The 22,973-nt window shown below is 67.4% G+C and carries 21 protein-coding genes; 17 read left to right on the top strand and 4 right to left on the bottom strand.

The genetic code is table 11. The annotated features are described in order from the left end of the window. Positions 1–31 precede the first annotated feature (31 nt). The 3 genes from E5P2_RS22815 to E5P2_RS22825 are packed head-to-tail and all read right to left on the bottom strand — an operon-like array spanning position 32 to position 3,332. Positions 32–946, bottom strand: coding sequence for an SDR family NAD(P)-dependent oxidoreductase (locus E5P2_RS22815; RefSeq protein WP_162569423.1), 915 nt, complete (start codon positions 944–946; stop codon positions 32–34). A 35-nt stretch (positions 947–981) separates the two neighbouring features. Further along, a complete protein-coding gene (locus tag E5P2_RS22820) occupies positions 982–2,160 on the bottom strand; it encodes a CaiB/BaiF CoA transferase family protein (RefSeq protein ID WP_162569424.1) in 1,179 nt (392 codons plus the stop codon). A gap of 11 nt (positions 2,161–2,171) precedes the next feature. Beyond that, entirely contained in the window at positions 2,172–3,332 is a 1,161-nt protein-coding gene (locus E5P2_RS22825) for an acyl-CoA dehydrogenase family protein (RefSeq protein ID WP_162569425.1), read from the bottom strand. A gap of 171 nt (positions 3,333–3,503) precedes the next feature. Here E5P2_RS22825 and gcvA point away from each other — a divergent pair, with 171 nt between their 5' ends. The 6 genes from gcvA to E5P2_RS22855 all read left to right on the top strand — a co-directional run bounded on the left by gcvA (position 3,504) and on the right by E5P2_RS22855 (position 11,006). Further along, a complete protein-coding gene (gene gcvA, locus E5P2_RS22830; protein ID WP_232080807.1) occupies positions 3,504–4,421 on the top strand; it encodes a transcriptional regulator GcvA in 918 nt (305 codons plus the stop codon). A gap of 283 nt (positions 4,422–4,704) precedes the next feature. Beyond that, entirely contained in the window at positions 4,705–5,868 is a 1,164-nt protein-coding gene (locus E5P2_RS22835) for a CaiB/BaiF CoA transferase family protein (RefSeq protein WP_162569427.1), read from the top strand. A gap of 21 nt (positions 5,869–5,889) precedes the next feature. Next, positions 5,890–6,645 carry an enoyl-CoA hydratase/isomerase family protein gene (locus E5P2_RS22840; RefSeq protein WP_162569428.1) on the top strand — a complete coding sequence of 252 codons (756 nt, stop codon included), beginning with the start codon at positions 5,890–5,892 and terminating at the stop codon, positions 6,643–6,645. A gap of 14 nt (positions 6,646–6,659) precedes the next feature. Continuing rightward, positions 6,660–7,724, top strand: coding sequence for an acyl-CoA dehydrogenase family protein (locus E5P2_RS22845; protein ID WP_162569429.1), 1,065 nt, complete (start codon positions 6,660–6,662; stop codon positions 7,722–7,724). After that, entirely contained in the window at positions 7,717–8,874 is a 1,158-nt protein-coding gene (locus E5P2_RS22850) for an acyl-CoA dehydrogenase family protein (RefSeq protein WP_162569430.1), read from the top strand. Before E5P2_RS22845 ends, E5P2_RS22850 begins: the two co-directional genes overlap by 8 nt. A 14-nt stretch (positions 8,875–8,888) precedes the next feature. Further along, on the top strand, positions 8,889–11,006 hold the full coding sequence (locus tag E5P2_RS22855) for an acetate--CoA ligase family protein (RefSeq protein WP_162569431.1): 2,118 nt from the start codon (positions 8,889–8,891) through the stop codon (positions 11,004–11,006). A 46-nt stretch (positions 11,007–11,052) separates the two neighbouring features. On the opposite strand, the gene E5P2_RS22860 is transcribed toward E5P2_RS22855, so the two are convergent. After that, complete coding sequence (locus E5P2_RS22860; RefSeq protein WP_162569432.1) at positions 11,053–12,036, bottom strand: Bug family tripartite tricarboxylate transporter substrate binding protein; 984 nt, start codon at positions 12,034–12,036, stop codon at positions 11,053–11,055. Positions 12,037–12,325: 289 nt separating this feature from the next. Between E5P2_RS22860 and E5P2_RS22865 the strand changes: the two genes are divergently transcribed. The 11 genes from E5P2_RS22865 (at position 12,326) to E5P2_RS22915 (ending at position 22,969) form a co-directional block, all read left to right on the top strand. After that, a complete protein-coding gene (locus E5P2_RS22865; protein WP_197908541.1) occupies positions 12,326–13,573 on the top strand; it encodes an ABC transporter substrate-binding protein in 1,248 nt (415 codons plus the stop codon). Next, a complete protein-coding gene (mmsB, locus tag E5P2_RS22870) occupies positions 13,573–14,478 on the top strand; it encodes a 3-hydroxyisobutyrate dehydrogenase (protein WP_162569433.1) in 906 nt (301 codons plus the stop codon). The genes E5P2_RS22865 and mmsB overlap by 1 nt, the downstream gene beginning before the upstream one ends. Then, positions 14,475–16,436 (top strand): AMP-binding protein, encoded by a 1,962-nt coding sequence (locus E5P2_RS22875; protein WP_162569434.1) that lies wholly within the window; start codon positions 14,475–14,477, stop codon positions 16,434–16,436. The genes mmsB and E5P2_RS22875 overlap by 4 nt, the downstream gene beginning before the upstream one ends. A gap of 72 nt (positions 16,437–16,508) precedes the next feature. After that, on the top strand, positions 16,509–17,309 hold the full coding sequence (locus E5P2_RS22880; protein WP_162569435.1) for an enoyl-CoA hydratase/isomerase family protein: 801 nt from the start codon (positions 16,509–16,511) through the stop codon (positions 17,307–17,309). A 23-nt stretch (positions 17,310–17,332) separates the two neighbouring features. Next, positions 17,333–18,091: an ABC transporter ATP-binding protein gene (locus tag E5P2_RS22885; RefSeq protein ID WP_162569436.1), complete on the top strand. Its 759-nt coding sequence runs from the start codon at positions 17,333–17,335 to the stop codon at positions 18,089–18,091. Beyond that, positions 18,081–18,803: an ABC transporter ATP-binding protein gene (locus tag E5P2_RS22890; RefSeq protein ID WP_162569437.1), complete on the top strand. Its 723-nt coding sequence runs from the start codon at positions 18,081–18,083 to the stop codon at positions 18,801–18,803. Before E5P2_RS22885 ends, E5P2_RS22890 begins: the two co-directional genes overlap by 11 nt. A gap of 14 nt (positions 18,804–18,817) precedes the next feature. After that, a complete protein-coding gene (locus E5P2_RS22895; protein ID WP_162569438.1) occupies positions 18,818–19,708 on the top strand; it encodes a branched-chain amino acid ABC transporter permease in 891 nt (296 codons plus the stop codon). Further along, positions 19,705–20,718: a branched-chain amino acid ABC transporter permease gene (locus tag E5P2_RS22900; protein WP_162569439.1), complete on the top strand. Its 1,014-nt coding sequence runs from the start codon at positions 19,705–19,707 to the stop codon at positions 20,716–20,718. The genes E5P2_RS22895 and E5P2_RS22900 overlap by 4 nt, the downstream gene beginning before the upstream one ends. Before the next feature lie 13 nt (positions 20,719–20,731). Beyond that, positions 20,732–21,508 (top strand): SDR family NAD(P)-dependent oxidoreductase, encoded by a 777-nt coding sequence (locus E5P2_RS22905; RefSeq protein ID WP_162569440.1) that lies wholly within the window; start codon positions 20,732–20,734, stop codon positions 21,506–21,508. Positions 21,509–21,528: 20 nt separating this feature from the next. Continuing rightward, entirely contained in the window at positions 21,529–22,497 is a 969-nt protein-coding gene (locus tag E5P2_RS22910; RefSeq protein ID WP_162569441.1) for a Bug family tripartite tricarboxylate transporter substrate binding protein, read from the top strand. A gap of 7 nt (positions 22,498–22,504) precedes the next feature. Further along, complete coding sequence (locus tag E5P2_RS22915; protein WP_162569442.1) at positions 22,505–22,969, top strand: MaoC family dehydratase; 465 nt, start codon at positions 22,505–22,507, stop codon at positions 22,967–22,969. Positions 22,970–22,973: the final 4 nt, after the last annotated feature.

The following is a 22,973-nucleotide window of genomic DNA, read 5'->3' on the forward strand; positions in this document are numbered from 1 at the left end:
TCGTCGGTTTCCTGGGTTGGCGTTGCTTGTCTCAGAGGGGGTCCCAGCAGAACACGTCCTGCGAGCGCTCCAGCGGGGTGAATTGCGCGCGCATCGCGGGCATCGCCTGTTCGGCGATCCTGGCCGGCGTCCAGCCTTCGGCGTTGTGGACCGAGCGCACCGGACGCGGCTGCGAGAACAGGAAGATCTCGTTCGCCCGCACGCCGAAGATCTGCGCGCTCACATCCTTGGCCTGATCGCTGGCGAGGTAGACGGCCAGCGGCGCGATCTTGGCCGTCTCCATGGTCTTCAGCCGGTTGACCCGCTCCACCTGGTCGGGCGTGTCGGTCGGAATGCTGCTGATCATGCGGCTCCATGCGAAGGGTGCGATGCAGTTGGAGCGCACGTTGAACTTGGCCATGTCCAGCGCCACCGCACGCGACAGCCCGACGATGCCCAGCTTGGCCGCCATGTAGTTGGCCTGGCCGTAGTTGCCGATCAGCGCGGAGGTCGATGTCATGTTGACCAGCGCGCCGCGGTTGTCGCTCTTGAAGTGCGGCGCCGCCGCGCGCGCCATGAAGAAGGAACCCTGCAGGTGAACGTCGATCACCGACTGCCATTCCTCCATCGACATGTTGAAGAAGAAACGGTCGCGCAGGATGCCTGCGTTGTTGACGACGCAATCGATGCGCCCGAAGCTGTCCACCGCCGTGGCGATGATGCGCTGTGCGCCGGCCCAGCTGGCCACGCTGTCGGTGCTGGCCACGGCACTGCCGCCGTTCTCCTTGATCTGCCCGACCACGCGCTGCGCGGGTCCGTCGTCCAGGCCCTCGCCCGCGAGCGAAGCGCCAATGTCGTTCACCACCACGCTGGCGCCTTCGGCCGCCATGGCCAATGCGATGTCACGGCCGATGCCGCCGCCGGCGCCGGTGACCACCACGACCTTGTCCTGCAACCACGCTGCCATATCCGTCTCTCCTTTGTCAGTTGGGTACGGCGCGTTCAGACCGCGCCGGCTTTCCTCAATGCCTCGATGTCGCTGCCGGCCAGGCCGAGCTCGCGCAACACCGCATCCGTATGTTGCCCGAGGGCCGGCACGGCATCCATGCGCGGGTTGTCCTCGCGGCTCATGCCGGGCGGCAGCAGCGCGCGCAGCTTTCCGGCCGGCGAATCGATCTCGGTCCAGCGGTCGCGGGCCTTGAGCTGCGGGTGATCCCACACGCCCTGCATGTCGTTCATGCAGGCGTTGGCGATGCCGGCTTCGTCCAGCCGGGCCACCAGCTGCTGGCCCGTCAGCCCTTGCAGCACGCCGTCGACCACCTGCTTGAGTTCATCGCGCAGCGCCACCCGCCGGGCGTTGCCGGCATAGGCCTCGTTCGCCAGCACGTCGGGCCGCTGCAGCACGGTGCGGCAGAAGGACTCCCACTCGCGCTCGTTCTGGACCGCCAGGATCACCGTCACGCCATCGCCGGCGGTGAACGGCCCATAGGGAAAGATGGCCGAATGCGAAGCGCCCGCGCGCGCGGGCGGCTCGGCGCCGTCGTAGGTGTAGTAGAGCGCATAGCTGGTCCACTCGGTCATCGCTTCCAGCATCGACACCTCGATGTGCGAGCCCTTGCCGCTGACGCCGCGTCGCAGCAGGGCGGCCAGCACGTTGCTGTAGGCATACATGCCAGCGGCGATGTCGGCCACGGAGGCGCCGGTCTTGGACGGATGCTCGGGCGTGCCGGTGATCGACACCAGGCCGCCCTCGCTCTGGATCAGCAAGTCGTAGGCCTTCTTGTCGCGGTAGGGACCGTCCGGCCCGTAGCCGGAGATATCGCACAGCGTGAGGCGCGGATGCTTGGCCGACAGCGCCTGCCACGACAGGCCCAGGCGCGCGGCGGCGCCCGGTGCCAGGTTCTGCACCACCACATCGGCCTTGGCCATCAGCGCGTCCAGCACCCCCTGCGACGCCGGGTGCTTGATGTCGAGCGTGACGCTTTCCTTCGAGCGATTCACCCAGACGAAGTGCGAGGCCAGGCCGCGCGTGCGCGTGTCGTAGGCGCGCGCGAAGTCTCCGCTGCCGGGGCGCTCGATCTTGATCACGCGCGCACCGAGGTCGGCAAGCTGACGCGTGCAGAACGGTGCGGCGATCGCGTGCTCGAACGTGACGACCGTCAAGCCTTCCAGTGTCCTCATCGCAGGTGCTTTCAAAACGAGCGCGGCAGACCGAGCACGTGCTCGGCCACATACGACAGGATCATGTTGGTGGAGATGGGCGCGACCTGGTAGAGGCGCGTTTCGCGAAACTTGCGCTCGACGTCGTACTCGGTCGCGAAGCCGAATCCGCCGTGGAACTGGATGCACGCGTTGGCCGCTTCCCACGAGACATCGGCCGCCAGCAGCTTGGCCATGTTGGCCTCGGCGCCGCAGGGCTGGCCGGCGTCGAACAGGGAGGTCGCCTTGAAACGCATCAGGTCGGCGGCCTGCAGATTGACCCAGGCCCGTGCGATCGGAAACTGCACGCCCTGGTTCTTGCCGATCGGGCGGTCGAACACCACCCGCTCGCTGGCGTACTTCACGATCTTCTCGATGAACCAGTGCGCATCGCCGATGCATTCGGCGGCCACCAGCGTGCGTTCGGCATTGAGGCCGTCGAGCAGATACTTGAAGCCCTTGCCCTCCTCGCCGATCAGGTTCTCTGCCGGAATCTCGAGGTTGTCGAAGAACAGCTCGTTGGTCTCGTGATTGACCATGTTCGAGATCGGCCGCACGGTCATGCCCTTGCCCGTCGCCGCCTTCACGTCGACCAGGAAGATCGACATGCCGTCGGAGCGGCGCGCGACCTGGTCCACCGGCGTCGTGCGCGCCAGCAGGATCATCAGTTCCGAATGCTGCACGCGCGAGATCCAGACTTTCTGGCCGTTGACCACGTAGCGGTCGCCCTTCTTCACGGCGGTGGTCTTGAGCCGGGTGGTGTCGGTGCCGGTGGTCGGCTCGGTCACGGCCATCGACTGCAGCCGCAGCTCGCCGGTGGCGATGCCGGGCATGTAGCGTTCCTTCTGCGCCTTCGAGCCATGGCGCAGCAAGGTGTTCATGTTGTACATCTGGCCGTGGCAGGCGCCGGCATTGCCTCCGCAGCGATTGATCTCTTCCATGATCACCGAAGCCTCGGCGAGGCCCAGGCCCGAGCCGCCATATTCCTGCGGCACCAGCGCGGCCAGCCAGCCGGCCTGGGTCAAGGCATGGACGAACTCTTCGGGATAACCGTTCTGCTCATCGACGCGCCGGAAGTAGTCGCCCGGCAACTGGGCCACGAGGCTTCGAATCGCGTCACGCACATCCTGATAGGGGTCATGGGTACTCTGCATGGTTCGCGAGCATCGTCCCCGCCCCTGGCACTGACAATCGAATTGTTTTGCCGACGATTGAGCAAATCTAAATGCGAGCGCAATGCAAGCCGCTCTCCAGGTGGCTTGAAGTATCATCGTTCGCTCCACCCAGACTCACTCAACCCACCCACAGTTGCGACCGTGCGGGAAATGCCTCCCCTGAATGCGTTGCGCGCATTCGTATCGACCGCTCGCCATCTCAGCGCGACCAAAGCCGCGGTGGAACTCCACGTGACACTCGGTGCGGTGAGCCATCAGTTGCGCGCACTCGAGGAGTTCCTGGGCGTCGACCTGTTCGTGCGCGGCCACCGCAAACTCACACTGACCGACGCCGGAGAACGCTACTTCCGCGAAGTGTCGGCGGCCTTCGATTCCATCCGGGCCGCCACCACGGCGCTGGTCGAACCCGGCAACAGGGACATGCTCAAGCTGCGGGCCTACACCACCTTCTCGCTGCGCTGGCTGATCCCGCGGCTGTCCAGCTTCTATGCCGAGAACCGGTCGGTGGAACTCGTGCTGTCCACCAGCAACGAGCCGGTCGATTTCAGCCGCGAGAAACTCGACTTCGCGATCCGCCTGGGCAATGGCGAATGGCCGGGCTCGATCGCCGAGCGGCTGATCCCCAACATCGTGGCGCCGGTATGCAGCCCGTCCCTGCTCGCGCGCGGGCCCGAGGTCAGCAAGCCCATCGACCTGATGCGGCATGTGCTGTTGCAGTCGACCTGGCCCGAGCGCCGCGACGACTGGCCGACGTGGCTGGCCGAGCAGGGCGTGGCGACGCTCGATGACTTCAGCTTCCTGTATTTCGAGAGCTCGGCGCTGAGCTACCAGGCCGCCATCGAAGGACAGGGCTTCGTGATGGCGCAGATGGCGCTGGTGCAGGACGACATCGCCGCCGGCCGGCTGGTGTGCCCCTTCGACCGTTGCCTGGACCGGGGCGACTTCACCTACTACCTGATCTATCCGGAAAGCCGCCGGCTCACGTCGCAGATGGAAACCTTCCGGCAATGGCTGCGCGCGCAATGCGCGGCATTCAACGAAGCGCCCTCCTCGCTCCCCAGCGCCTGAGAGATTGCGCGTCGATCCGCGCGCCTGAAGACCGCCCCGATCTTCATCGCCGTCGGCCGTCGCGGTCGAGCACCGGACTCCTGCGCGCTTGAATTGCATTCAACAAGCGCCGGCAAAAAGTCAATTGTCAGGGCCTTCGGCCTCGGACAACATGCAAGCTGAAAAGGAGACTTCCGGCATGCTGAACACACGCGTCCTCGCCAGCGCCGCACTCCTCGGGGCGGCATTCGTTTTCAATGATGAATGCACGGCCTGATCATCCGAATACCAGCCAAGGAGCCGCATGGGACCGCTTGCCGGACTGAAGATCGTTGAATTCGCTGCCGTGGGTCCCGCGCCGATGTGCGCGATGCTGCTGGCGGACCTCGGCGCCACGGTGCTGCGCATCGACCGCGTCACGCCGGTGGAGCTGGGCAAGAAGCGGCCGCTCCAATTCGACCTGCTGCTGCGCAATCGCGAGGGAATGGCGCTGGACCTGAAATCGCCCGAGGGCCGGGCCATGGCGATGGACGTCGTGGCCGGTGCCGACGCGGTGATCGAAGGCATGCGGCCCGGCGTGATGGAACGCCTGGGGCTCGGTCCGGACGACTGCTTCAAGCGCCAGCCGAAGTTGGTGTACGGCCGCATGACAGGCTGGGGCCAGACGGGTCCGCTCGCGGACGCGGCGGCGCACGACCTCAACTACATCGCCGTGACCGGCGCGCTCGACGCGATAGGCCGCGCAGGCCAGCCGCCCAGCATCCCGATCAACCTGCTGGGCGACTACGCGGGCGGATCGCTCTATCTGGCACTGGGCATCCTGGCTGCCTTGCGCGAGAGCGAGCGCTCGGGCCGGGGCCAGGTGGTGGACGCCGCGATCACGGACGGCGTGAGCTCGCTGATGACGAGCATGTTCGGCCTGATGGCCGCGGGGATGTGGAAACTCGAACGCGGCACCAACATCGCCGATTCGGGGACGCCCTTCTACGACGTCTACGCCTGCGCCGATGGGAAGTTCGTGACGGTGGCGCCGATCGAGACGCGCTTCTTCGAGGATCTGCTGCGGCGCCTGGACATCGCGCCGGCCGACTTTCCCGACCGCTGGGACCGCACGCAATGGCCGCGGATGCGCGAAACGCTGGCCGCCCGATTCCGCACCCGCACGCGCGACGATTGGTGCGCCCTGCTGGAAGGCAGCGACGCCTGTTTCGCGCCGGTGCTCACGATGGCCGAAGCACCGCATCACGCGCACGCGGCGGCACGCGAAGCCTTCGTGGAGGTGGGCGGCGTGCAGCAACCCAGGCCCGCGCCGCGCTTCAGCCGCACGTCGCCCGCACTGCCCCGAGCCCCGCGCGCAAGCACCCGCGACGAAGCGCTGGCTTCGCTGCGCGACTGGTTCGGCGAAGCCCGCTACAGCCAGCTCGAGCAAGCGGGGAAACTCGCAGCGGTGCAAGGCAGCGAAGCCTGAATTCAAGACGAAAGTGAGCCCATGATCATTCAATCCCACGAGGCCGGCGTCGCGACCGTCCGCATGAACGACCCCGAGCGCCGCAACGCCTTCTCGATGCCGATGCGCATCGCATTGCTCAACACCTTTCGCGCCCTCGAAGCCGACCAGACGGTGCGCGCCGTGGTGTTCACCGGCGGCGACAAGCTTTTCTGCGTCGGCGGCGACGTGACCGCGATGGGCAACCAGCCGATGGGCGCCGCGCTCGACCGCATGCGCATCGTGCACGACCTGGTGCGGCTGATGGCGCAAAGCAGCAAGCCCTTCATTGCCGCGGTGGAAGGCTGGGCGGTCGGCGGCGGTCTGTCCCTCGCGCTCCTGTGCGACACCATCGTCGCCGGCGAGTCGGCGCGCTTCAAGGCCGGCTTCGGCGAGATCGGCATGGCGCCCGACACCGGCATCCTGCATTCGCTGCCCGCGCGCGTGGGGACCGGCCGGGCGCGACAGATCCTCCTGTACAACGAGGTCTTCAGCGCCAAGCAGGCGCTCGACTGGGGCGTGGTCGACACCCTCGTTGCCACGGGCGATGCGCAGAAGGAGGCGACGCGGCTGGCCAAGCTCCTGGCCGCCAAGGCGCCCTTGCCGATCGCGCTGACCCGCTCGGTTTTCGCTTCGGGCCTGGACGAGGTCCTGCTGAGAGAACGCGAGATCCAGGCGATGCTGTTCAGTTCCACCGACCACGATGAAGGCAAGTCGGCTTTCTTCGAGAAACGCACGCCCGTCTTCAAGGGCAGTTGAAAGGAGAAGGCCACATGTCAGAGATCCAGGACGACGCCCGCGAGCGGCTCGCGCTGATCCGCGAGAGCGCCGCCTCGCTGCTGCCGCGCGAAGACGGCGCGGCCCGCGCACGCGCGCTTCGTTTCCAGGCGCCAGGTTTCGATCGCGCACTCTGGAAAAAGATGTGCGGACTGGGCTGGGCCGGCCTGCGTGTGCCCGAAGCCGGCGACGGCAGCGGCTTCGACGTCGAGGCGCTGTGCGCCGTGGCACAGCAGCTGGGCGAGTCGCTGAGCCCCGAGCCCTTCATTCCCGTCACGGCGGCCGCACAGCTGCTGCCGGACGACTGGCGCGCGCGCGTGATGGCGGGCGATCGCATCGTCGTTCCTGCGTGGATGGAGCGCGCGCACGAACTGCCGTCCGCCGCGCGCACGACATTCCGCCATGGCAAGGTGAATGGCACCAAGCGCCTCGTCCCTTGCGCGCTCGGTGCCGACGCATTCGTCGTCGCCACGCATGACGGCCTGGCGCTCGTGCAGCGCGAGAGCGCCGGCGTCGCGCTCGAACCGGTGAGCCTGCACGACGGCGGCTTCGCGGCCGATGTCGTGTTCAAGGACGCGCCCGGCGAAGCGCTCGATGCCGCCTTCGACGGCGTCTTCGAGGAATGCGCGCTCGCCCATGCCGCCTACCTCCTCGGCGTGATGGAAGCCGCGTTCGACATCAGCCTGGCCTACATGACCGTGCGCAAGCAATTCGGCCGGCCGATCGGCAGCTTCCAGTCGCTGCAACACCGCGCCGTCGACCTGAAGATCCAGCTGGAACTCACGCGCGCCGTCGTCCATGACGCAGCAATCGCCTGCAACGACCCCTCGGCATCGCAGGCACATCGTCAGTCGCTGGCCTCGCGCGCCCGCATGCGTGCGGGCGATGCCGCACTGCGCATGGCCCAGGAGACGGTGCAGTTCCATGGCGCGATGGGCATGACCGACGAATGCGACATCGGCCTGTATGCACGAAAGATCCTTGCCGTGCAGAACGACTGGGGCTCCACCCTTGCACATCGACAGCGCTTCACCGCCATCGAGCTCGCCCGAAATGATTGAAACCGCCACCGACTACAACGCGATGACCGACGACGCATTCCGCACCATGGTGCGGGACTTCGTCGAGGCCCACTACCCGCCCGCGCTGCGATTCCAGATCGGCCAGTTGCCGCACTCGGTGACGCGAGGCTGGTATGGGAAACTGGCCGAACGCGGCTGGGTGGCCCCGGCGTGGCCGCGCGAATACGGCGGCATGGGGCTGAGCCCGATCAAGCGGATCATCATGGCGCGCGTGTTCGACGAACACGGCTGCTCCCGCTACGCCGACAACGGCGTGATGATGACCGGGCCGCTGCTGATCAAGTTCGGCACGCCCGCGCAGCAGGCGTATTTCCTGCCGAAGATCCTGTCGGGCGAGCATGTCTGGTGCCAGGGCTACAGCGAACCCAATTCGGGCTCCGACCTTGCGAGCCTGCGCACCGAGGCCGTGTGGAACGGCGACGGCTGGACGATCAGCGGCCAGAAGATCTGGACCTCGCGCGCCAACCAGGCGCAGTGGTGCCACATGCTCGCGCGCACCGACAAGACCGCGGCAAAGCCGCAGGACGGCATCAGCTACTTTCTGGTGCCGCTCGACGCGCCCGGCGTGACCATCCGGCCCATCAAGATCCTGTCGATGCAGGACGACTTCTGCGAGGTCTTCTTCGACCAGGTGAAAGTGCCGGCCGACGCCCTGGTCGGCGAAGCCCATCACGGCTGGTCGATCACCAAGGCGTTGATGGGCGGCGAGCGGCTGTTCCTCGGCGCATCGGCGCAGTCCTTCAATGCGCTCGCGCTGCTGCGGCAGATCGCCAGGGCCGTGGGCAGCTGGGGCGAGCCGGTGTTCATGGAACGCTACGCGCGCCTGGCCGCCGATCTGGCGGACCACAACAGCTTGTACGAGGCGGGCCTGGAAAAGGTCCGCGCGGGCGGCGAGCTCGGCCCGGAGGGCGCGATGCTCAAGGTCCACCAGACCGAGATGTACAAGCGAATTGCCGCCACCGCGGTCGAGATCGCGGGGCCGTATGGCGGCCTGAGCGGCGCCAGTGACGCGGTGAACGAGATCCAGGTCGCGGCCACTTTTCTGGCCTCCATGGCCGGGACCATCTACGGCGGCTCCTCCGAAGTCCAGCGAAACATTCTTGCCAAGCAAGTCCTGCATCTGCCTTGAACGATTGACGTCCGATGTTCCACTCCGCTTCCACCGATGGTGCCCGCGTCCGGGCATTTCTCAAACCCCGCTCGATCGCGATCATCGGCGCCTCGGCCGACGAGACCAAGATCGGCGGCCGGCCGATCCGCTACCTCCGGCTCGCCGGATACCAGGGCCCGATCTACCCGATCAATCCCGGCCGCGAGGTCGTCCAGGGCCTGAAGTCCTACCCGACGCTTCAGGCCGTCGATGCCGAGGTCGATCTCGTGGTGATCGCGGTCCCGGCCCAGGACGTGCTGGCGGCCGTCGAAGCCTGCGCGGCAAAGGGCGTCAACGGCGCGATGGTGTTTTCGTCCGGCTTCGCCGAAGTCGACGAGGCCGGCCGCGCATTGCAGGCGCGCATCACCGAGGCCGCGCGCAAGGGGAACGTGCCATTGCTCGGACCCAACTGCGCCGGCACCTTCAACGTGCGCGAGGGACTGCTGGCCACCTTCACCAGCGGCATCATCGACAAGCCGCCGCGCATCGGCTCCATCGGCATGGTGAGCCAGTCCGGCGCATTCGGCATCCACATGATCGTGCTGGCCGCCGAGCGCGAACTCGGTCTGTCGATGTGCCTGACCACGGGCAACCAGTCCGACGTCGACCTGTCCGAAGCCCTGGCCTATATCGTCGAGGATCCCGAGACCGAGGTGATCGTGGCCATCATCGAAGGCGTCATCAATCCGCCGCGGCTGCTCGCCGCATTCGAAGCCGCACGCCGCAAGCGCAAGCCGGTGATCGTGCTCAAGCTCGGCCGATCCGAAGCGGGCGCGCGGGCCGCGGCATCGCACACCGCGAGCCTGGCCGGCTCGGACGAGATCTTCGAAGCGATCCTGCGTCAGAACAATGTCTACCGTGCGCATTCGATCGAGGAACTGATGGACGTGGCCTACGCCTGCTCGCTCAAGCGTTTCCCGATCAATGACAAGGTCGGCCTGATCACGGTGTCCGGGGGCGTGGGCATCCTGATGGCGGACCAGGCCGAGGCGGCCGGTCTGCAGGTGGCGGAACTGCCGGCCGAGTCGCAGCGCGTGATCAAGGAACTCCTGCCCTTCGCCGCCGCGCGCAACCCGGTGGATGTGACGGCCCAGGTCATCACGCACCCGCAATTGATCGGCCCGATGTTCGAGCAGCTGCTGACCGGCGGAGGCTTCGGGTCGGCGGTGTGCTTCATCACGCACATTGCGCGCAACAAGGATCTGTTCGGCAAGCTGCTGCCTCATTTCGAGGAGGTGGCTCGCAACCACGCGGACCGCTTTCTGGTGCTGTCGGCCCTGGCGAGCCCCGAAACCCGAAAACATCTGGAGGGCATGGGCTACGCGGTGTTCGAGGATCCGGGACGCGCGCTGAAGGCGATCAGCGCGCTGGTGAAATTCCGCCATGCGTTCGAGGCCGCGCCGCCCGAGACCGCGCCTGCGGTTCCCTCGGGCGCACTGGCCGTCCAGCACGGCCACACGTACGACGAATTTCAAGCCAAGAAGATGCTGCTGTCGGCCGGCATCCCTTGTGCCGCCGAGAGCCTCGCGACCTCGGCGCAGGCAGCCGTCGTCGAAGCGGAAAGGATCGGCTTTCCCCTGGTGATGAAGATCGTCTCGCCGGATATCCAGCACAAGTCGGAAATCGGCGGCGTGCTGCTCAACGTGAGATCCGTCCAGGAAGTTCGCGAAGGCTACGCGACGCTGATGGACCGGGCCGAGACCCATGCGCCGGGCGCGCGCATCGCCGGCGTGCTGCTCGCGCAGCAAGTCCAGGGCGGCGTCGAGACCATCCTGGGCGTCATGCGCGACCCGGTGTACGGACCCATGGTGATGTTCGGTCTCGGCGGGGTGTTCGTCGAAGTGCTCAAGGACGTGACCTTCCGCCGTGCGCCCTTCGGCCCTTCCGAGGCGCGGCGCATGATCCGCGAAGTGAAGGGCTACGCGATGCTTCAGGGCGTGCGTGGCGCGCCGCCCGCCGACGAGGACGCGCTGGTCCAGGCGCTGACGCGCCTGTCCGCCTATGCGGCCGCCCAGGGCGATGCGCTGGAGAGCATCGACGTCAACCCCTTCATCGTGCTGCCCAAGGGACGCGGCGCGCTGGCGGTCGATGCGCTGATCCAGTCGAACTGAAAGACGCTGCGCCCGGCGGCCTTCGAGGCCGCCGGGCGCAGTCCGCTCATTCCTCGGTGCTGATGCCCGTGCGGTCGATCACCTTCTTCCACTTGGCCAGTTCCGAGTCGACGTGACGGGCCAGGTCGGCCGGCGTGCCGCCCTTGACCACGCCGCCGCTGTTGGTCACCCAATCGGCCACCGCCGGCGCTTTCAATGCCTTGTTGGCCGCGGCATTGAGGCGCTGGACGATCGCCTCCGGCACGCCGGCCGGATAGTGCAGGGAAATCCACGACACGACCTCGAAGTCCTGCATGCCGGGCGTTTCGGCCACGGCAGGAATGTCCGGCGCGGCCGGCGACCGGGTCTTGCTGGTCACCGCCAGCGCGCGCAAGGCACCGGTCTTGACGTGCGGCATGGCCGTCGAGAAATCGGAGAAGACGATATCCACCTGCCCGCCGAGCAATGCGGTAATGGCCGGTGCGCCGCCCTGATAGTGAATGCCGGTGATGAAGACGTTGGCCATCGACTTGAACAATTCCGCCGACAGGAAGAACGTCGTGCCGATGCCGGCTGAACCGTAGTTGAGCGCACCGGGCTTGGCCTTGGCGAGCGAGATGAGTTCCGCCACGTTCCGGGGCGAGCGCGTCGGGTTGATGACCAGCACGTTCGGATGCGCGGCCAGCAGGATCACCGGCTCGAAGTTCCTGACGGGGTCGTAGCCGAGCTTCTTGTGCAGGGCCGGCAGAGAACCGTGAGAGGCGATCTGGCTCAGCAGCACGGTGTAGCCATCGGGCGCGGCCTGCGCCGCGACGCGAGTGCCGAGCAAGCCGGCGGCTCCGGGCCGGTTCTGCACGATGACCGACTGGGCCAGCGAGGTCGAGAGTTCCTTGGCCACCAGCCTGGCAAGCACATCGGTCACGCCACCCGGCGGGAACGGCACGATGATGGTGATGGGCTTGTCGTGCGGCCATTCCGCGTGGGCGGCGCCTCCCATCGTCATGGCCAGGGCCACCAGCCCCGACATGAGAAATCTGTTGAGTCTGCGCATCGATTTGTCTCCTGAATGCTCGTTGCTCCGCACGGGAAGGTGTGCCTGGAGAAGCGTGGATTGAAGGCCGTCGCGGCCACGTCGACAATCGAAAAGTTTTGTGCTGTCTTCAAGCTGGCTCAAGCCAGTTGCGCAGCGCGGCCACCCGCACCAAGGGTTGAGAATAAGTATGCGTAGCCGCAAAACAATTCGATTGAGAGCGGCGAACGCGTTTGACACACTGCGGCCACCAACAACCTGGGACACGGAGCGCACGATCAGTCGCCCGCCAGACAAGGAGACAAGCCGCATGAAGACTCACGCCAGCGCAAGCTCGGTCATCCACGCGCCACGGCGCCTCGCCATGCGCGCCGCCGTGGCCGCCGGACTCCTGCTGTCCTTCGGCTGCATGGCCCAATCACCGGCGCCGATCAAGATCGGCGTGCTCAATGACCAATCGGGCATCGCCGCGTCGCTGAGCGGCCAGGGCAGCGTGGTCGCGGCCCGCATGGCGGTCGAGGACTTCGGCGGCAGCGTCGCCGGCCGCAAGGTCGAAGTGGTCTATGCCGACCATCAGTACAAGCCCGATGTCGGGTCCGCGATCGTGCGGCGGTGGTTCGATACCGAAGGGGTCACGGCGGTGGTCGACGTGCCGAGTTCGGCGGTCGCGCTCGCGGTCCAGGAAGTCACGCGGCAGGCCAACCGGGTCGCGCTGTTCACCTCGCCGGCAGCGTCGCAGCTGACGGGCAAGGCCTGCTCGCCGAACGGCATCCAGTGGGCGCAGGACACCTACGGCATGGCCAATGGCGCGCCGCCCGAACTGCTCAAGACCGGCAACGACAGCTGGTACTTCATCACCATCGACTACGCCTACGGCACCGCCACCGAGAAAGACGCCCGCGACGTGATCGAGGCCCATCACGGCAAGGTGGTGGGCTCGGTCAAGCATGCGGCCAATGCGGGCGACTTCTCGTCGCAGCTGCTGCAGGCACAGGCCTCCAAGGCCAAGGTGATCGCGCTCGCCACTGCCGGCGACGACATGTCGAATCTCGTGAAGCAGGCGGCCGAGTTCGGCATCTCGGGCCATGGGCAGACCATCGCGCCGCTCACCACGGCGATGTTCAACGCGGTGCATGGACTCGGCCTGAAGAGCGCGTCCGGCCTGGTCTTCACCGAATCCTTCTACTGGGACCGCAACGACAAGTCGCGCCAGTTCTCCAAGCGCTTCCTCGCCAGGCACGGCACCATGCCCTCGGCCATCCAGGGCGATACCTACAGCGCGGTCACGCACTACCTGAAGGCGCTGGCGACCGGCGTGAATCCGATGGACGGCATCGCGGTGGTCAAGGCCATGCGCGACATCCCCGGCGACGATTTCGGCTCGCCCGCGAAGGTGCGCGTCGACGGCCGCGTCGAACGCGACCTCTACATGTTCAAGGTCAAGACGCCCGAACAATCGAAGTACGCGTGGGACTACTACACCCTGCAGAAGACGCTGCCCGCCGCCAGCGTCACGCGGGCACCCACGACCGAGTGCTCCCTGGTCAAGGCGCTCTGATGCCGGAGCCGGTCGCATTCCTGGGCATCGGCAACCTCGGCCTGCCGATGGCGACGAACCTGCTGAAGGCAGGCTATCCGGTCGTCGCCTTCGATCCCTCTGCCGAGCGCGTCGCGCTGCTCGCGCAGCGCGGCGCGCAGGCGGCCCGCCATGGCGCCGATGCGGTGCGGGAGGCCGGCGTCGTCGTGACCATGGTGCCGAGCGGCAAGGAACTCCGGCAGGTGTTCTTCGACGACGGTGTGCTTGCCGCGGCCCGACCCGGGACGCTCTTCATCGACTGCTCGACCGTCGACACGGAAAGCGCGCGCCATGTGAAGCAGGCGGCGCACGCCGCCGGCCACATGATGGTCGACGCGCCGGTTTCCGGCGGCTCGGTGCGCGCCGAACAGGCCACGCTGACGATCATGGTGGGCGCCACCGACGAGGCCTTCGCGCGCGCGAGGCCGGTGCTGGCGGCGATGGCATCGGTGGTGCGGCACCTGGGGCCCGAGGGCACCGGCCTGCTGGCCAAGATCTGCAACAACATGATCGCCGGCGTGACGCAGGTGGCGGTTTCCGAGGCCTTCGTGCTCGCGCGGCAGCTGGGCCTCGACACCCAGCAGTTCTTCGAGGTCGTCGCGAACTCCTCGGGCCAGTGCTGGGCCGTGACCACCAACTGCCCGGTGCCGGGACCGGTGCCGAGCTCGCCGGCGAACTTCGACTACCGGCCCGGCGGCGCCGCCACGATGCTGCAGAAGGATCTGTCGCTGGCCCAGGCTGCCGCGCGCGAGGCGGGCGTGCCGATACCGATGGCGAGCCAGGCCCTGAGCCTCTACACGCAGCTCTGCGATTCGGGGCTGGGGCATCTGGACGTCTCGGCCATCATCAAGTTGTATTCCCCTGTGCACACGCCCGCGCCGAAATGACAGCCGCCATACCTCCACAGGCCGATGACGGTTTCCGCTGGCGTCCGACCGCGCAGCAGACCTCCGCGAGCCGCCTCGCCGCGCTGCTGCGCCATGTCGGCCTCGGCAGCTATCACGCGCTGGTGGCATGGTCGCGCGAAGAGCCGGATCGCTTCTGGGCCTCGATCCTCGAATTCAGCGGCATCCGGTTCTATCGTCCCTATGAGCGTCTCTGCGACCTGAGCGAGGGCGTGCAATGGCCCCGCTGGTGCGTGGGCGGCACCACCAACCTCGTGCTCAACACCCTCGACCGGCAGATCGCTGCCGGGCGCGGCGCGCATCCGGCGCTGGTCTGGGTGGGGGAGGACGGAAGGTCGGTCAGCTGGGACTACGACGAGCTTCAGCGCCAGACGTGCCGCATCGCCGCCAGCCTGGTCAAGCTGGGCTGCAAGGCCGGCGACTCGGTCGCGCTCTTCATGCCGATCCTGCCCGAGACGGTGGCCGTCTTCTATGCCGTCGCCAAGATCGGCGCGATCGCGCTGCCGCTGTTCTCGGGCTTCGGCGCCGATGCGGTCGCCACCCGCGTCAATGCGGGGGGTGCCAGGCTGATCGTCACGGCGGACGGCGCACGCCGGCGCGGCAAGACCCTGCCGATGAAGACCGTCATCGATGCGGCCCGGCCCGCGATGCCGCAGCTGGCGCACGTCGTCGTTCTCGACGCACTCGGCTGCGGATGGGATCGCCAGCCGGGCGACCTCGGCTGGGATGAATTCCTCGCGGGCGCACCGACCGACTACCCGACCGCGCAACTCGATGCCGAGGCGCCCCTGATGGTGCTCTACACCTCCGGCACGACGGGCGTTCCCAAGGGCGCGGTCCACACCCACGTGGGCTTCCTCGCGAAGATGTCCCTGGACTACAACATCTTCAACGAGACCGGGCCCGACGACCGCTTCATCTGGATGTCGGACCTCGGCTGGCTGGTCGGGCCGGCGCAGATCGCGACGACGGGCATGGTCGGCGCGACGCTCGTGCTGGCGGAAGGCGTGCCCGACTATCCGGCCAACGACCGCCTGTTGCGGCTCGCGTCGCAGCACAAGGTGACTGTGTTCGGCCTGTCGCCGACGCTGGCCCGCATGATGAAGGCGGGCGTCTCGGCCGGCGCGCCGCGCATCGACATGTCCGCGATCCGGATCGTGATCTCCGGCGGGGAGCCATGGGATCTTCCGACCTGGGAATGGACGATGGACTACATGTGCCGCGGCGTCGCGCCGATCATGAATCACTGCGGCGGCACCGAGATCGGCACGCTGGTGCTGAGCTCCATTCTCGACCCGATGAAGCCGGGCGGCTTCTCCGGCCCCGCGCCGGGCACCGGTGCGGACATCGTCGATGCCGACGGCCGCAGCCTGCCGCCGGGCGAGATCGGCGAGCTCGTGATGAAGCAGGCGTCGATGGGCACCACCAGGGGCCTCTGGAAGGACCGCGAGCGCTACCTCGAGAGCTACTGGTCGCGCATCCCCGGCATGTGGGTGCAGGGCGACCTGGCATCGCGCGATGCGCAGGGCATCTGGTACGTGCACGGCCGATCGGACGACACGCTGAAGATCGCCGGCAAGCGAACCGGACCGACCGAGATCGAGACCGCGCTGCTCTCCTCCGGTGAACTGGGCGAGGCCTGCGCGGTCGGCGTGCCGGATGCGGTGAAGGGCTACGCGCTGGTCTGCGTCGTGGTGCCGCGGCCGGACACCCGGATGGAAGGCCTGCCGGATCGCCTGAAGGCCGTGGTGGTGTCGAAGCTCGGCGCCTCCTACGCGCCGAAGGAGGTGATCACGGTCGAGGCGCTGCCGAAGAACCGCACCGGCAAGCTGGTGCGGCGGCTGGTGCGCAACGCCTTGTCGGGGCAGCCGCTCGGCGACCTGTCGTCGATCGTGAACCCCGACGCGGTCGACGTGCTGCGCGCACGCGCGGCCGCCTGAGCCGAACGCAGTTTTGCAACCGTCCCGGCGATGCGGATCGGCCCGCTCGTCCGCTCGCAAAGAGATACCGCCATGCACTATCCAGACTACGAATCGATCATCCTCGACCGCCCGGCGCCGCGCGTGCTGCGCATCACGATGTCGCGCGGCGACATGAACGGCATGGACTATCAACTGCACCACGACATGGGCGAGATCTGGCGGCTGATCGACGACGACCCGGACACCAGCGTCGCGATCGTCACCGGCCAGGGCCGCGCGTTCTCCGCCGGCTCCGACTTCGAGGGCCTGGACAAGATCGTCGACAGCCACGAGTGGCGCGAACGCATGTGGAAGGACGGCCGGCGCATGGTGGAGAACATGATCCACATGAGCAAGCCCGTGATCTCGGCCATCAGCGGCACCGCGGCCGGCGGCGGCCTGGTGGTGGCGCTGCTGGCCGACATCTCGGTGGTGGGCAAGACGGTCAAGCTGGTCGACCCGCACACGCGCATCGGCGTCGCGGCCGGCGACCATGCGGCGCTGATCTGGCCGCTTCTGTGCAGCTTCGCGAAGGCCAAGTACTACCTGATGCTCGGCGAGCCGATCCTCGGCGAGGAGGCCGAGCGGATCGGCCTCGTGACCATGGCCGTCGACGATGACCAGGTGATGCAGCGCGCGCTCGCGATCGCCGAGCGGCTGGTTCAGGCGGCGCCCGGCGCGGTGCGTTTCACCAAATACTCGATGAACAACTGGCTGCGGATGATGTGGCCTTCCTTCGATGCCTCGCTGGCGCTCGAGATCCTGGGCTTCTCCGGCCCGGAAGCGCGCGAGGGCGTGGCCGCGCTCACGCAGCGCCGCAAGCCGCGCTTCGATCCCGGCTCCGCCGCCTGAGCCTCACCCTCACACGCCATCCGATGACCTCCGACATCGTGCTGCAGACCGAAGACCTGAGCCGGGACTTCCTCGGCTTCGTGGCCGTTGACCGGGTCAACCTGCGCGTCAGGCGCGGCACCATCCACGCGCTCATCGGTCCGAACGGCGCGGGCAAGACCACCCTCTTCCATCTGCTGACCGGCTTCCTGGCGCCGAGCAGCGGCCGCATCCGCTACCGGGACCGGGACATCACGCGGAGGAACCCGGCCGACCTGGCCCGTGAGGGCCTGGTGCGCTCGTTCCAGATCTCCGCGGTCTTTCCGCACCTCCCGGTGCGCGAGAACGTGCGGCTGGCGCTGCAGCGCCGGCGCGGCGACTCGTTCCACTTCCTGCGCTCCGAACGCAGGCTGGCGGCACTCGACGCGCGCGCGGACGAGTTGCTCGATGCGGTCGGCCTCGCGTCCTTCGCATCGATCAGCGCGGCCGAGCTGTCGTACGGACGCAAGCGGGCGCTCGAGCTGGCCACCACGCTCGCGCTCGACCCCGAGGTGATGCTGCTGGACGAACCCATGGCCGGCCTGGGCCTGGAGGACGTCGCGCTCATTTCGGCGCTGATCAAGAAGGTGGCGCGCAACCGGACCGTCCTGATGGTGGAACACAACCTGAACGTGATCGCCGAGTTGTCGGACTGCATCACCGTGCTCATGCGCGGCCAGGTCCTGGCCGAAGGCGATTACGCCGGCGTCTCGGCCAATCCCGAGGTCCGCGCGGCCTACCTGGGAGTCGAAGATGCACCCTGACGCGCCCGACGCCACCGCCCTGCTGTCGGTGCGGGGCCTGCAGGCCTGGTATGGCGAATCGCACGTGCTGCACGGCATGGACATCGATGTGCGCCGCGGCGAGGTCGTGACCCTGCTCGGGCGCAACGGCGCCGGCAAGACCACCACGCTGCGCGCGCTCATGGGCGTGCAGGAGAAACGCCAGGGCTCGGTGCGCTTCGCGGGCCAGGAAACCATCGGCCTGAGTTCGGACCGCATCGCGCGCCTGGGCCTGGCCTACTGCCCGGAGGAGCGCGGCATCTTCGCCTCGCTCGACGTGGAAGAGAACCTCATGCTGCCGCCGGTGATCGCCAAGGGCGGCATGACGGCCGAGGAGATCTTCACGCTGTTCCCCAACCTGCGCGAGCGTCGCCGCAGTCCGGGCACCAAGCTGTCGGGCGGTGAACAGCAGATGCTGGCGATCGCCCGGATCCTGCGCACCGGCGCGTCGATGCTGCTGCTCGACGAGCCGACCGAGGGCCTGGCGCCGATCATCATCCAGCAGATCGGCGCGGCCTTGCGGCTGCTCAAGCAGCGCGGCTTCACGATCATCCTGGTCGAGCAGAACTTCCGCTTCGCCGCCACCGTCGCCGACCGTCACTACGTGGTCGAGCACGGGCGCGTGATCGACGGTTTCGCGAACAGCGAGATCGCCCGCAACATGGACACGCTGCGCCGCGCGCTCGGCGTCTGAGGGGACATTCCAGCATGTTCGAGCTACTCGGCATTCCACCCCAGGCGCTGTTCGGCCAGCTGCTGGTCGGCGCCATCAACGGCGCCTTCTACGCCTTGCTGAGCCTCGGGCTCGCGGTGATCTTCGGCCTGCTGAACATCGTCAACTTCGTTCACGGCGCCCAGTACATGCTGGGCGCGTTCTGCGGCTGGATGCTGCTGCGCTATGCGGGCATCGGCTACTGGTGGGCGCTGATCCTGGCGCCGCTGGCCGTGGGCGCGCTGGGCGCGCTGATCGAAAGACTCCTGCTGCGCCGCATCTACAAGTTCGACCCCATGTACGGGCTGCTGCTGACCTTCGGCCTCGCCCTCGTCATCGAAGGCCTGCTGCGCAACGGCTTCGGCTCGACCGGCCAGAACGCGCCCGTGCCCGAGCTGCTGCGCGGCGGACAGAACCTGGGCTTCATGTTCCTTCCGAACTACCGGCTGTGGGTCATCGTGGCCTCGGTGCTGGCCTGCGCATCGACCTGGTTCCTGATCGAGAAGACGCGCCTGGGCGCCTACCTGCGCGCGGGCACCGAGAACCCGGTGCTGGTGCGCGCCTTCGGCGTCAACGTGCCGCGCATGATCACCATGACCTATGCCTTCGGTGTCGGGCTCGCCGCCTTCGCGGGCGTCATGGCGGCGCCGATCTACCAGGTCAGCCCGCAGATGGGCGCGAACCTGCTGATCGTGGTGTTCGCGGTGGTGGTGATCGGCGGCATGGGCTCGCTGCCGGGCGCGATGATCTCGGGCTTCGCGCTCGGCCTGGTCGAAGGCCTCACCAAGGTGTTCTATCCGCAGGCCTCCAACGTCGCGGTCTTCGTCGTGATGGCGGTCGTCCTGCTGGTGAAGCCGTCGGGCCTGTTCGGGAAGGAAGTGCGATGAAGCAAGGGCTGGGTTCGGACCTGCACAGGCCGCTGATCGTGCTGCTGGCCGTTGCCGCGCTGCTGGCACCGCTGGTGTTCTATCCGGTGTTCCTGATGAAGGCGCTGTGCTTCGCGCTCTTCGCCTGCGCCTTCAACCTGCTGGTGGGCTACACCGGCCTGATGTCCTTCGGCCATGCGGCCTTCTTCGGCCTGGGCTCCTACGTCACGGCGCACGCCATGAAGAACTGGGGCGTCACGCCCGAACTGGCGCTGCTGGCATCGATCGCCGCCAACGCGCTGCTCGGGCTGGTGTTCGGCTGGCTGTCGGTGCGCCGCGTCGGCATCTATTTCTCGATGGTGACGCTGGCCCTGTCGCAGATCGTCTACTTCTATGCGCTCCAGGCGCCGTGGACCGGCGGCGAGGATGGCATCCAGGGCGTGCCGCGCGGCGCGCTCTTCGGCTTCATCGATCTGCGCGATTCCTTCCATCTCTATTACTTCGTGCTGGCCGTCTTCGTGGCGGGCTTCGCGCTCATCCAGCGCACGGTGCATTCGCCGTTCGGCCATGTGCTCAAGGGCATCCGCGAAAACGAACAGCGCGCGCTCTCGCTGGGCTACCGGGTCGAGCGCTACAAGATCCTCGCCTTCACGATCTCGGCCGCGCTGTCGGGGCTCGCCGGCGCAACCAAATGCCTGGTGTTCGAGTCCGCGAGCCTCGGCGACATCTACTGGCCGATGTCGGGCGAGGTGGTGCTGATGACGCTGATCGGCGGCATGGGCCTGCTGTGGGGGCCGGTGGTCGGCGCCTTCGTGCTCGTGGCGATGGGCCTCTACCTGGCGCAGTTCGGCGCCTGGCTCACCGTGATCGAGGGGCTGATCTTCGTGGTGTGCGTGCTGTGCTTTCGAAGCGGGCTCGCCGGACCGATCGCGGCCCTGCTGGAGCGCTTGCGCACGCCGCCGAGCGCGCAGCCGATGAAGGCCGCGGCATCGCCCGTCGAGGCCGCGGCCGATGTCCCACCCCTCAACTAAGGAGCAAGCAAGCATGCGATTCTCGAACAAGACAGCCCTCGTGACCGGCGGCGGGGGCGGCATCGGCGGCGCGACCTGCCGCCTGCTGGCCCGCGAGGGCGCCAAGGTCATGGTCACGGACCTGGTTGCCGAGGGAGGACGCCGAACCGTCGAGGACATCCGGGCGGCAGGCGGGGAGGCTGAATTCGTTGCCGGCAACATCACCGATTTCGGCTCTGCCAACGACGTGGCGAACGCGACCCGCGAGCGCTTCGGCCGCATCGACCTGCTGGTCAACGTGGCCGGCGGCGCTGCGGGTCCGGTGATCAAGACCGGCCACCAGAGCTTTGCCCAGTCGGGCCCGGAGCGCTGGCACGAAATGATCGATCTCAACCTGGTCGGCACCCTCAACGTGACGCGGGCCGTGGTCAACACCATGATCGAACAGGGCAGCGGAAGCATCGTCAACGTGGCGTCGATCGCGGGCGTGATCGGCGGCCCGAACCTCACCGACTATTCGGCGGCCAAGGGCGGCGTGATCGCGTTCACCAAGGCATTGGCCAAGGAGCTCGCGCCCAGCGGCATCCGCGTCAACAGCATCGCGCCCGGCGTCGTCGGCACCGACCGGATCCACGGCCTGCCGCAGGAAGTGCGCGATGCCTACCTGGTCGGGATTCGTCTGGGCCGCTTCGCCAAGGCCGAGGAGATGGCCACCGTGATCCTGTTCCTCGCCTCGCCCGACGCCAGCTACGTGACCGGCCAGAACATCAACGTGGACGGCGGCTGGAGCATGGGGCCGTCGAATTTCTGAGTGACCCAGGAGACAAGCAGATGGTGACGAGACGAACCCTGGTGAAGAGCGCCCTTGCCTTCACGACATGGCGCGGTGTCGCGCAGGCTCAGCAGCCGTGGCCGGCACGGCCGATCCGGTTGATCTGCCCGCTCAGCGCGGGCGGACCCACGGACGCGCTGGCGCGTCAGGTCGCCAAGCAGCTCGGCACCAGCCTCGGACAATCGCTGGTGGTGGAAAACGTGTTGGGCGCGGCCGGCCAGGTCGGCCTCGATCAGCTGCGCAGGTCGCCCGCCGACGGCTACACCATCGGCATCAGCGCCAACACCATCCAGGCCATCGCACCGCATCTGCGCAAGCTGCCTTACGACACGATCAAGGATTTCACGGCGCTCGGAGGCCTGGCCGGTTTTCCCTATGCGCTGATGGTCAGCGCCAAGTCACCGATCAATTCGGTGCAGGATCTGGTGGCACGCGCGAAGGCCGAGCCGGGCAAGCTGGTCGCGGGCTCCGCCGGGGTCGGCACCGGCACCGAATTGACGATCGCGATGCTCGCGCAGCATGCCGGCCTCAGCTTCAACCAGGTGAACTACAAGGGATCGGCCCCGGTGACGCAGGATCTTCTGGCCGGCAACATCGACTTCACCATGGACGTGATCAGCAGCACGGTACCGATGTGGAAGCAGGGCATGGTGAAGGTGCTGGCGACCACCGGCGCCAAGCGCCACAAGGTGATCAAGGACGCCCCGGCCATGAACGAGATCTATCCAGGCTTCGAGTTCTCGGCCTGGTTCGCCATGTACGGGCCTGCCGATCTCCCGGCCGCGGTGACCCACCGCATCTCCGACGAGTTGCTCGCGATCCAGAAGACGCCGGAATTCCAGGCCTTCATCGAGAACCGTGGCCTGGATGCGATGCCGGCCTCGGCCGAACAGTTGGCCAAGTCGACCCGCGACGAGTTCGCGAAATGGGGCGCGCTGATCGCCAAGATGCCCAAGCGCGAGTCGTAGACCCGCCATGCCCCAACGCGTATTCAAGAACGTCGCGGCGCTTGCCGCTGCTGCAGGCGAGGAACTGGGCGTGAGCGACTGGTTCGGCCTGGATCAGGGCCGCATCGACGGCTTCGCCGGCGTCACCAAGGACGACTTCTGGCTGCACACCGATCCGGAGCGCGCCGCGCGCGAATCCCCGCACGGAAAGACCCTGGTGCACGGCATGCTGACCTTGTCGTTGATGGCGCACCTGGCGCGGCGGATCTGGAGGCTCGACACCATGGCATCCGGCGTCAACTACGGCTACGACAAGGTGCGATTCATCGCACCGGTGCACCCGGGCGACAGGGTGCGCCTGCGCCGCACCCTGCTGGCCGTCGAACACACCGAGCACGGCTGCAAATTGCGTTTCAAGGACGTGATGGAGATCGAGGGTCGCGACAAGCCGGCCTGCATTGCCGAAAACATCAGCATCTACCAGGCCGCCTGAGCGC

It is taken from the genome of Variovorax sp. SRS16, assembly GCF_901827165.1.
Lineage (GTDB): Bacteria > Pseudomonadota > Gammaproteobacteria > Burkholderiales > Burkholderiaceae_C > Variovorax.

Excerpts from the sequence above, each read along its gene's own strand:
- E5P2_RS22905 (WP_162569440.1), top strand. The coding sequence starts at position 20,732 with ATGCGATTCTCGAACAAGACAGCCCTCGTGACCGGCGGCGGGGGCGGC.
- mmsB (WP_162569433.1), top strand. The coding sequence starts at position 13,573 with ATGCCGGAGCCGGTCGCATTCCTGGGCATCGGCAACCTCGGCCTGCCG.
- E5P2_RS22835 (WP_162569427.1), top strand. The coding sequence starts at position 4,705 with ATGGGACCGCTTGCCGGACTGAAGATCGTTGAATTCGCTGCCGTGGGT.
- E5P2_RS22865 (WP_197908541.1), top strand. The coding sequence starts at position 12,326 with ATGAAGACTCACGCCAGCGCAAGCTCGGTCATCCACGCGCCACGGCGC.
- E5P2_RS22820 (WP_162569424.1), bottom strand. The coding sequence starts at position 2,160 with ATGAGGACACTGGAAGGCTTGACGGTCGTCACGTTCGAGCACGCGATC.
- E5P2_RS22845 (WP_162569429.1), top strand. The coding sequence starts at position 6,660 with ATGTCAGAGATCCAGGACGACGCCCGCGAGCGGCTCGCGCTGATCCGC.
- E5P2_RS22815 (WP_162569423.1), bottom strand. The coding sequence starts at position 946 with ATGGCAGCGTGGTTGCAGGACAAGGTCGTGGTGGTCACCGGCGCCGGC.
- E5P2_RS22900 (WP_162569439.1), top strand. The coding sequence starts at position 19,705 with ATGAAGCAAGGGCTGGGTTCGGACCTGCACAGGCCGCTGATCGTGCTG.
- E5P2_RS22855 (WP_162569431.1), top strand. The coding sequence starts at position 8,889 with ATGTTCCACTCCGCTTCCACCGATGGTGCCCGCGTCCGGGCATTTCTC.
- E5P2_RS22875 (WP_162569434.1), top strand. The coding sequence starts at position 14,475 with ATGACAGCCGCCATACCTCCACAGGCCGATGACGGTTTCCGCTGGCGT.
- E5P2_RS22915 (WP_162569442.1), top strand. The coding sequence starts at position 22,505 with ATGCCCCAACGCGTATTCAAGAACGTCGCGGCGCTTGCCGCTGCTGCA.
- E5P2_RS22840 (WP_162569428.1), top strand. The coding sequence starts at position 5,890 with ATGATCATTCAATCCCACGAGGCCGGCGTCGCGACCGTCCGCATGAAC.
- E5P2_RS22885 (WP_162569436.1), top strand. The coding sequence starts at position 17,333 with ATGACCTCCGACATCGTGCTGCAGACCGAAGACCTGAGCCGGGACTTC.
- E5P2_RS22850 (WP_162569430.1), top strand. The coding sequence starts at position 7,717 with ATGATTGAAACCGCCACCGACTACAACGCGATGACCGACGACGCATTC.
- E5P2_RS22895 (WP_162569438.1), top strand. The coding sequence starts at position 18,818 with ATGTTCGAGCTACTCGGCATTCCACCCCAGGCGCTGTTCGGCCAGCTG.
- E5P2_RS22890 (WP_162569437.1), top strand. The coding sequence starts at position 18,081 with ATGCACCCTGACGCGCCCGACGCCACCGCCCTGCTGTCGGTGCGGGGC.
- E5P2_RS22880 (WP_162569435.1), top strand. The coding sequence starts at position 16,509 with ATGCACTATCCAGACTACGAATCGATCATCCTCGACCGCCCGGCGCCG.
- E5P2_RS22825 (WP_162569425.1), bottom strand. The coding sequence starts at position 3,332 with ATGCAGAGTACCCATGACCCCTATCAGGATGTGCGTGACGCGATTCGA.
- E5P2_RS22860 (WP_162569432.1), bottom strand. The coding sequence starts at position 12,036 with ATGCGCAGACTCAACAGATTTCTCATGTCGGGGCTGGTGGCCCTGGCC.
- E5P2_RS22910 (WP_162569441.1), top strand. The coding sequence starts at position 21,529 with ATGGTGACGAGACGAACCCTGGTGAAGAGCGCCCTTGCCTTCACGACA.
- gcvA (WP_232080807.1), top strand. The coding sequence starts at position 3,504 with ATGCCTCCCCTGAATGCGTTGCGCGCATTCGTATCGACCGCTCGCCAT.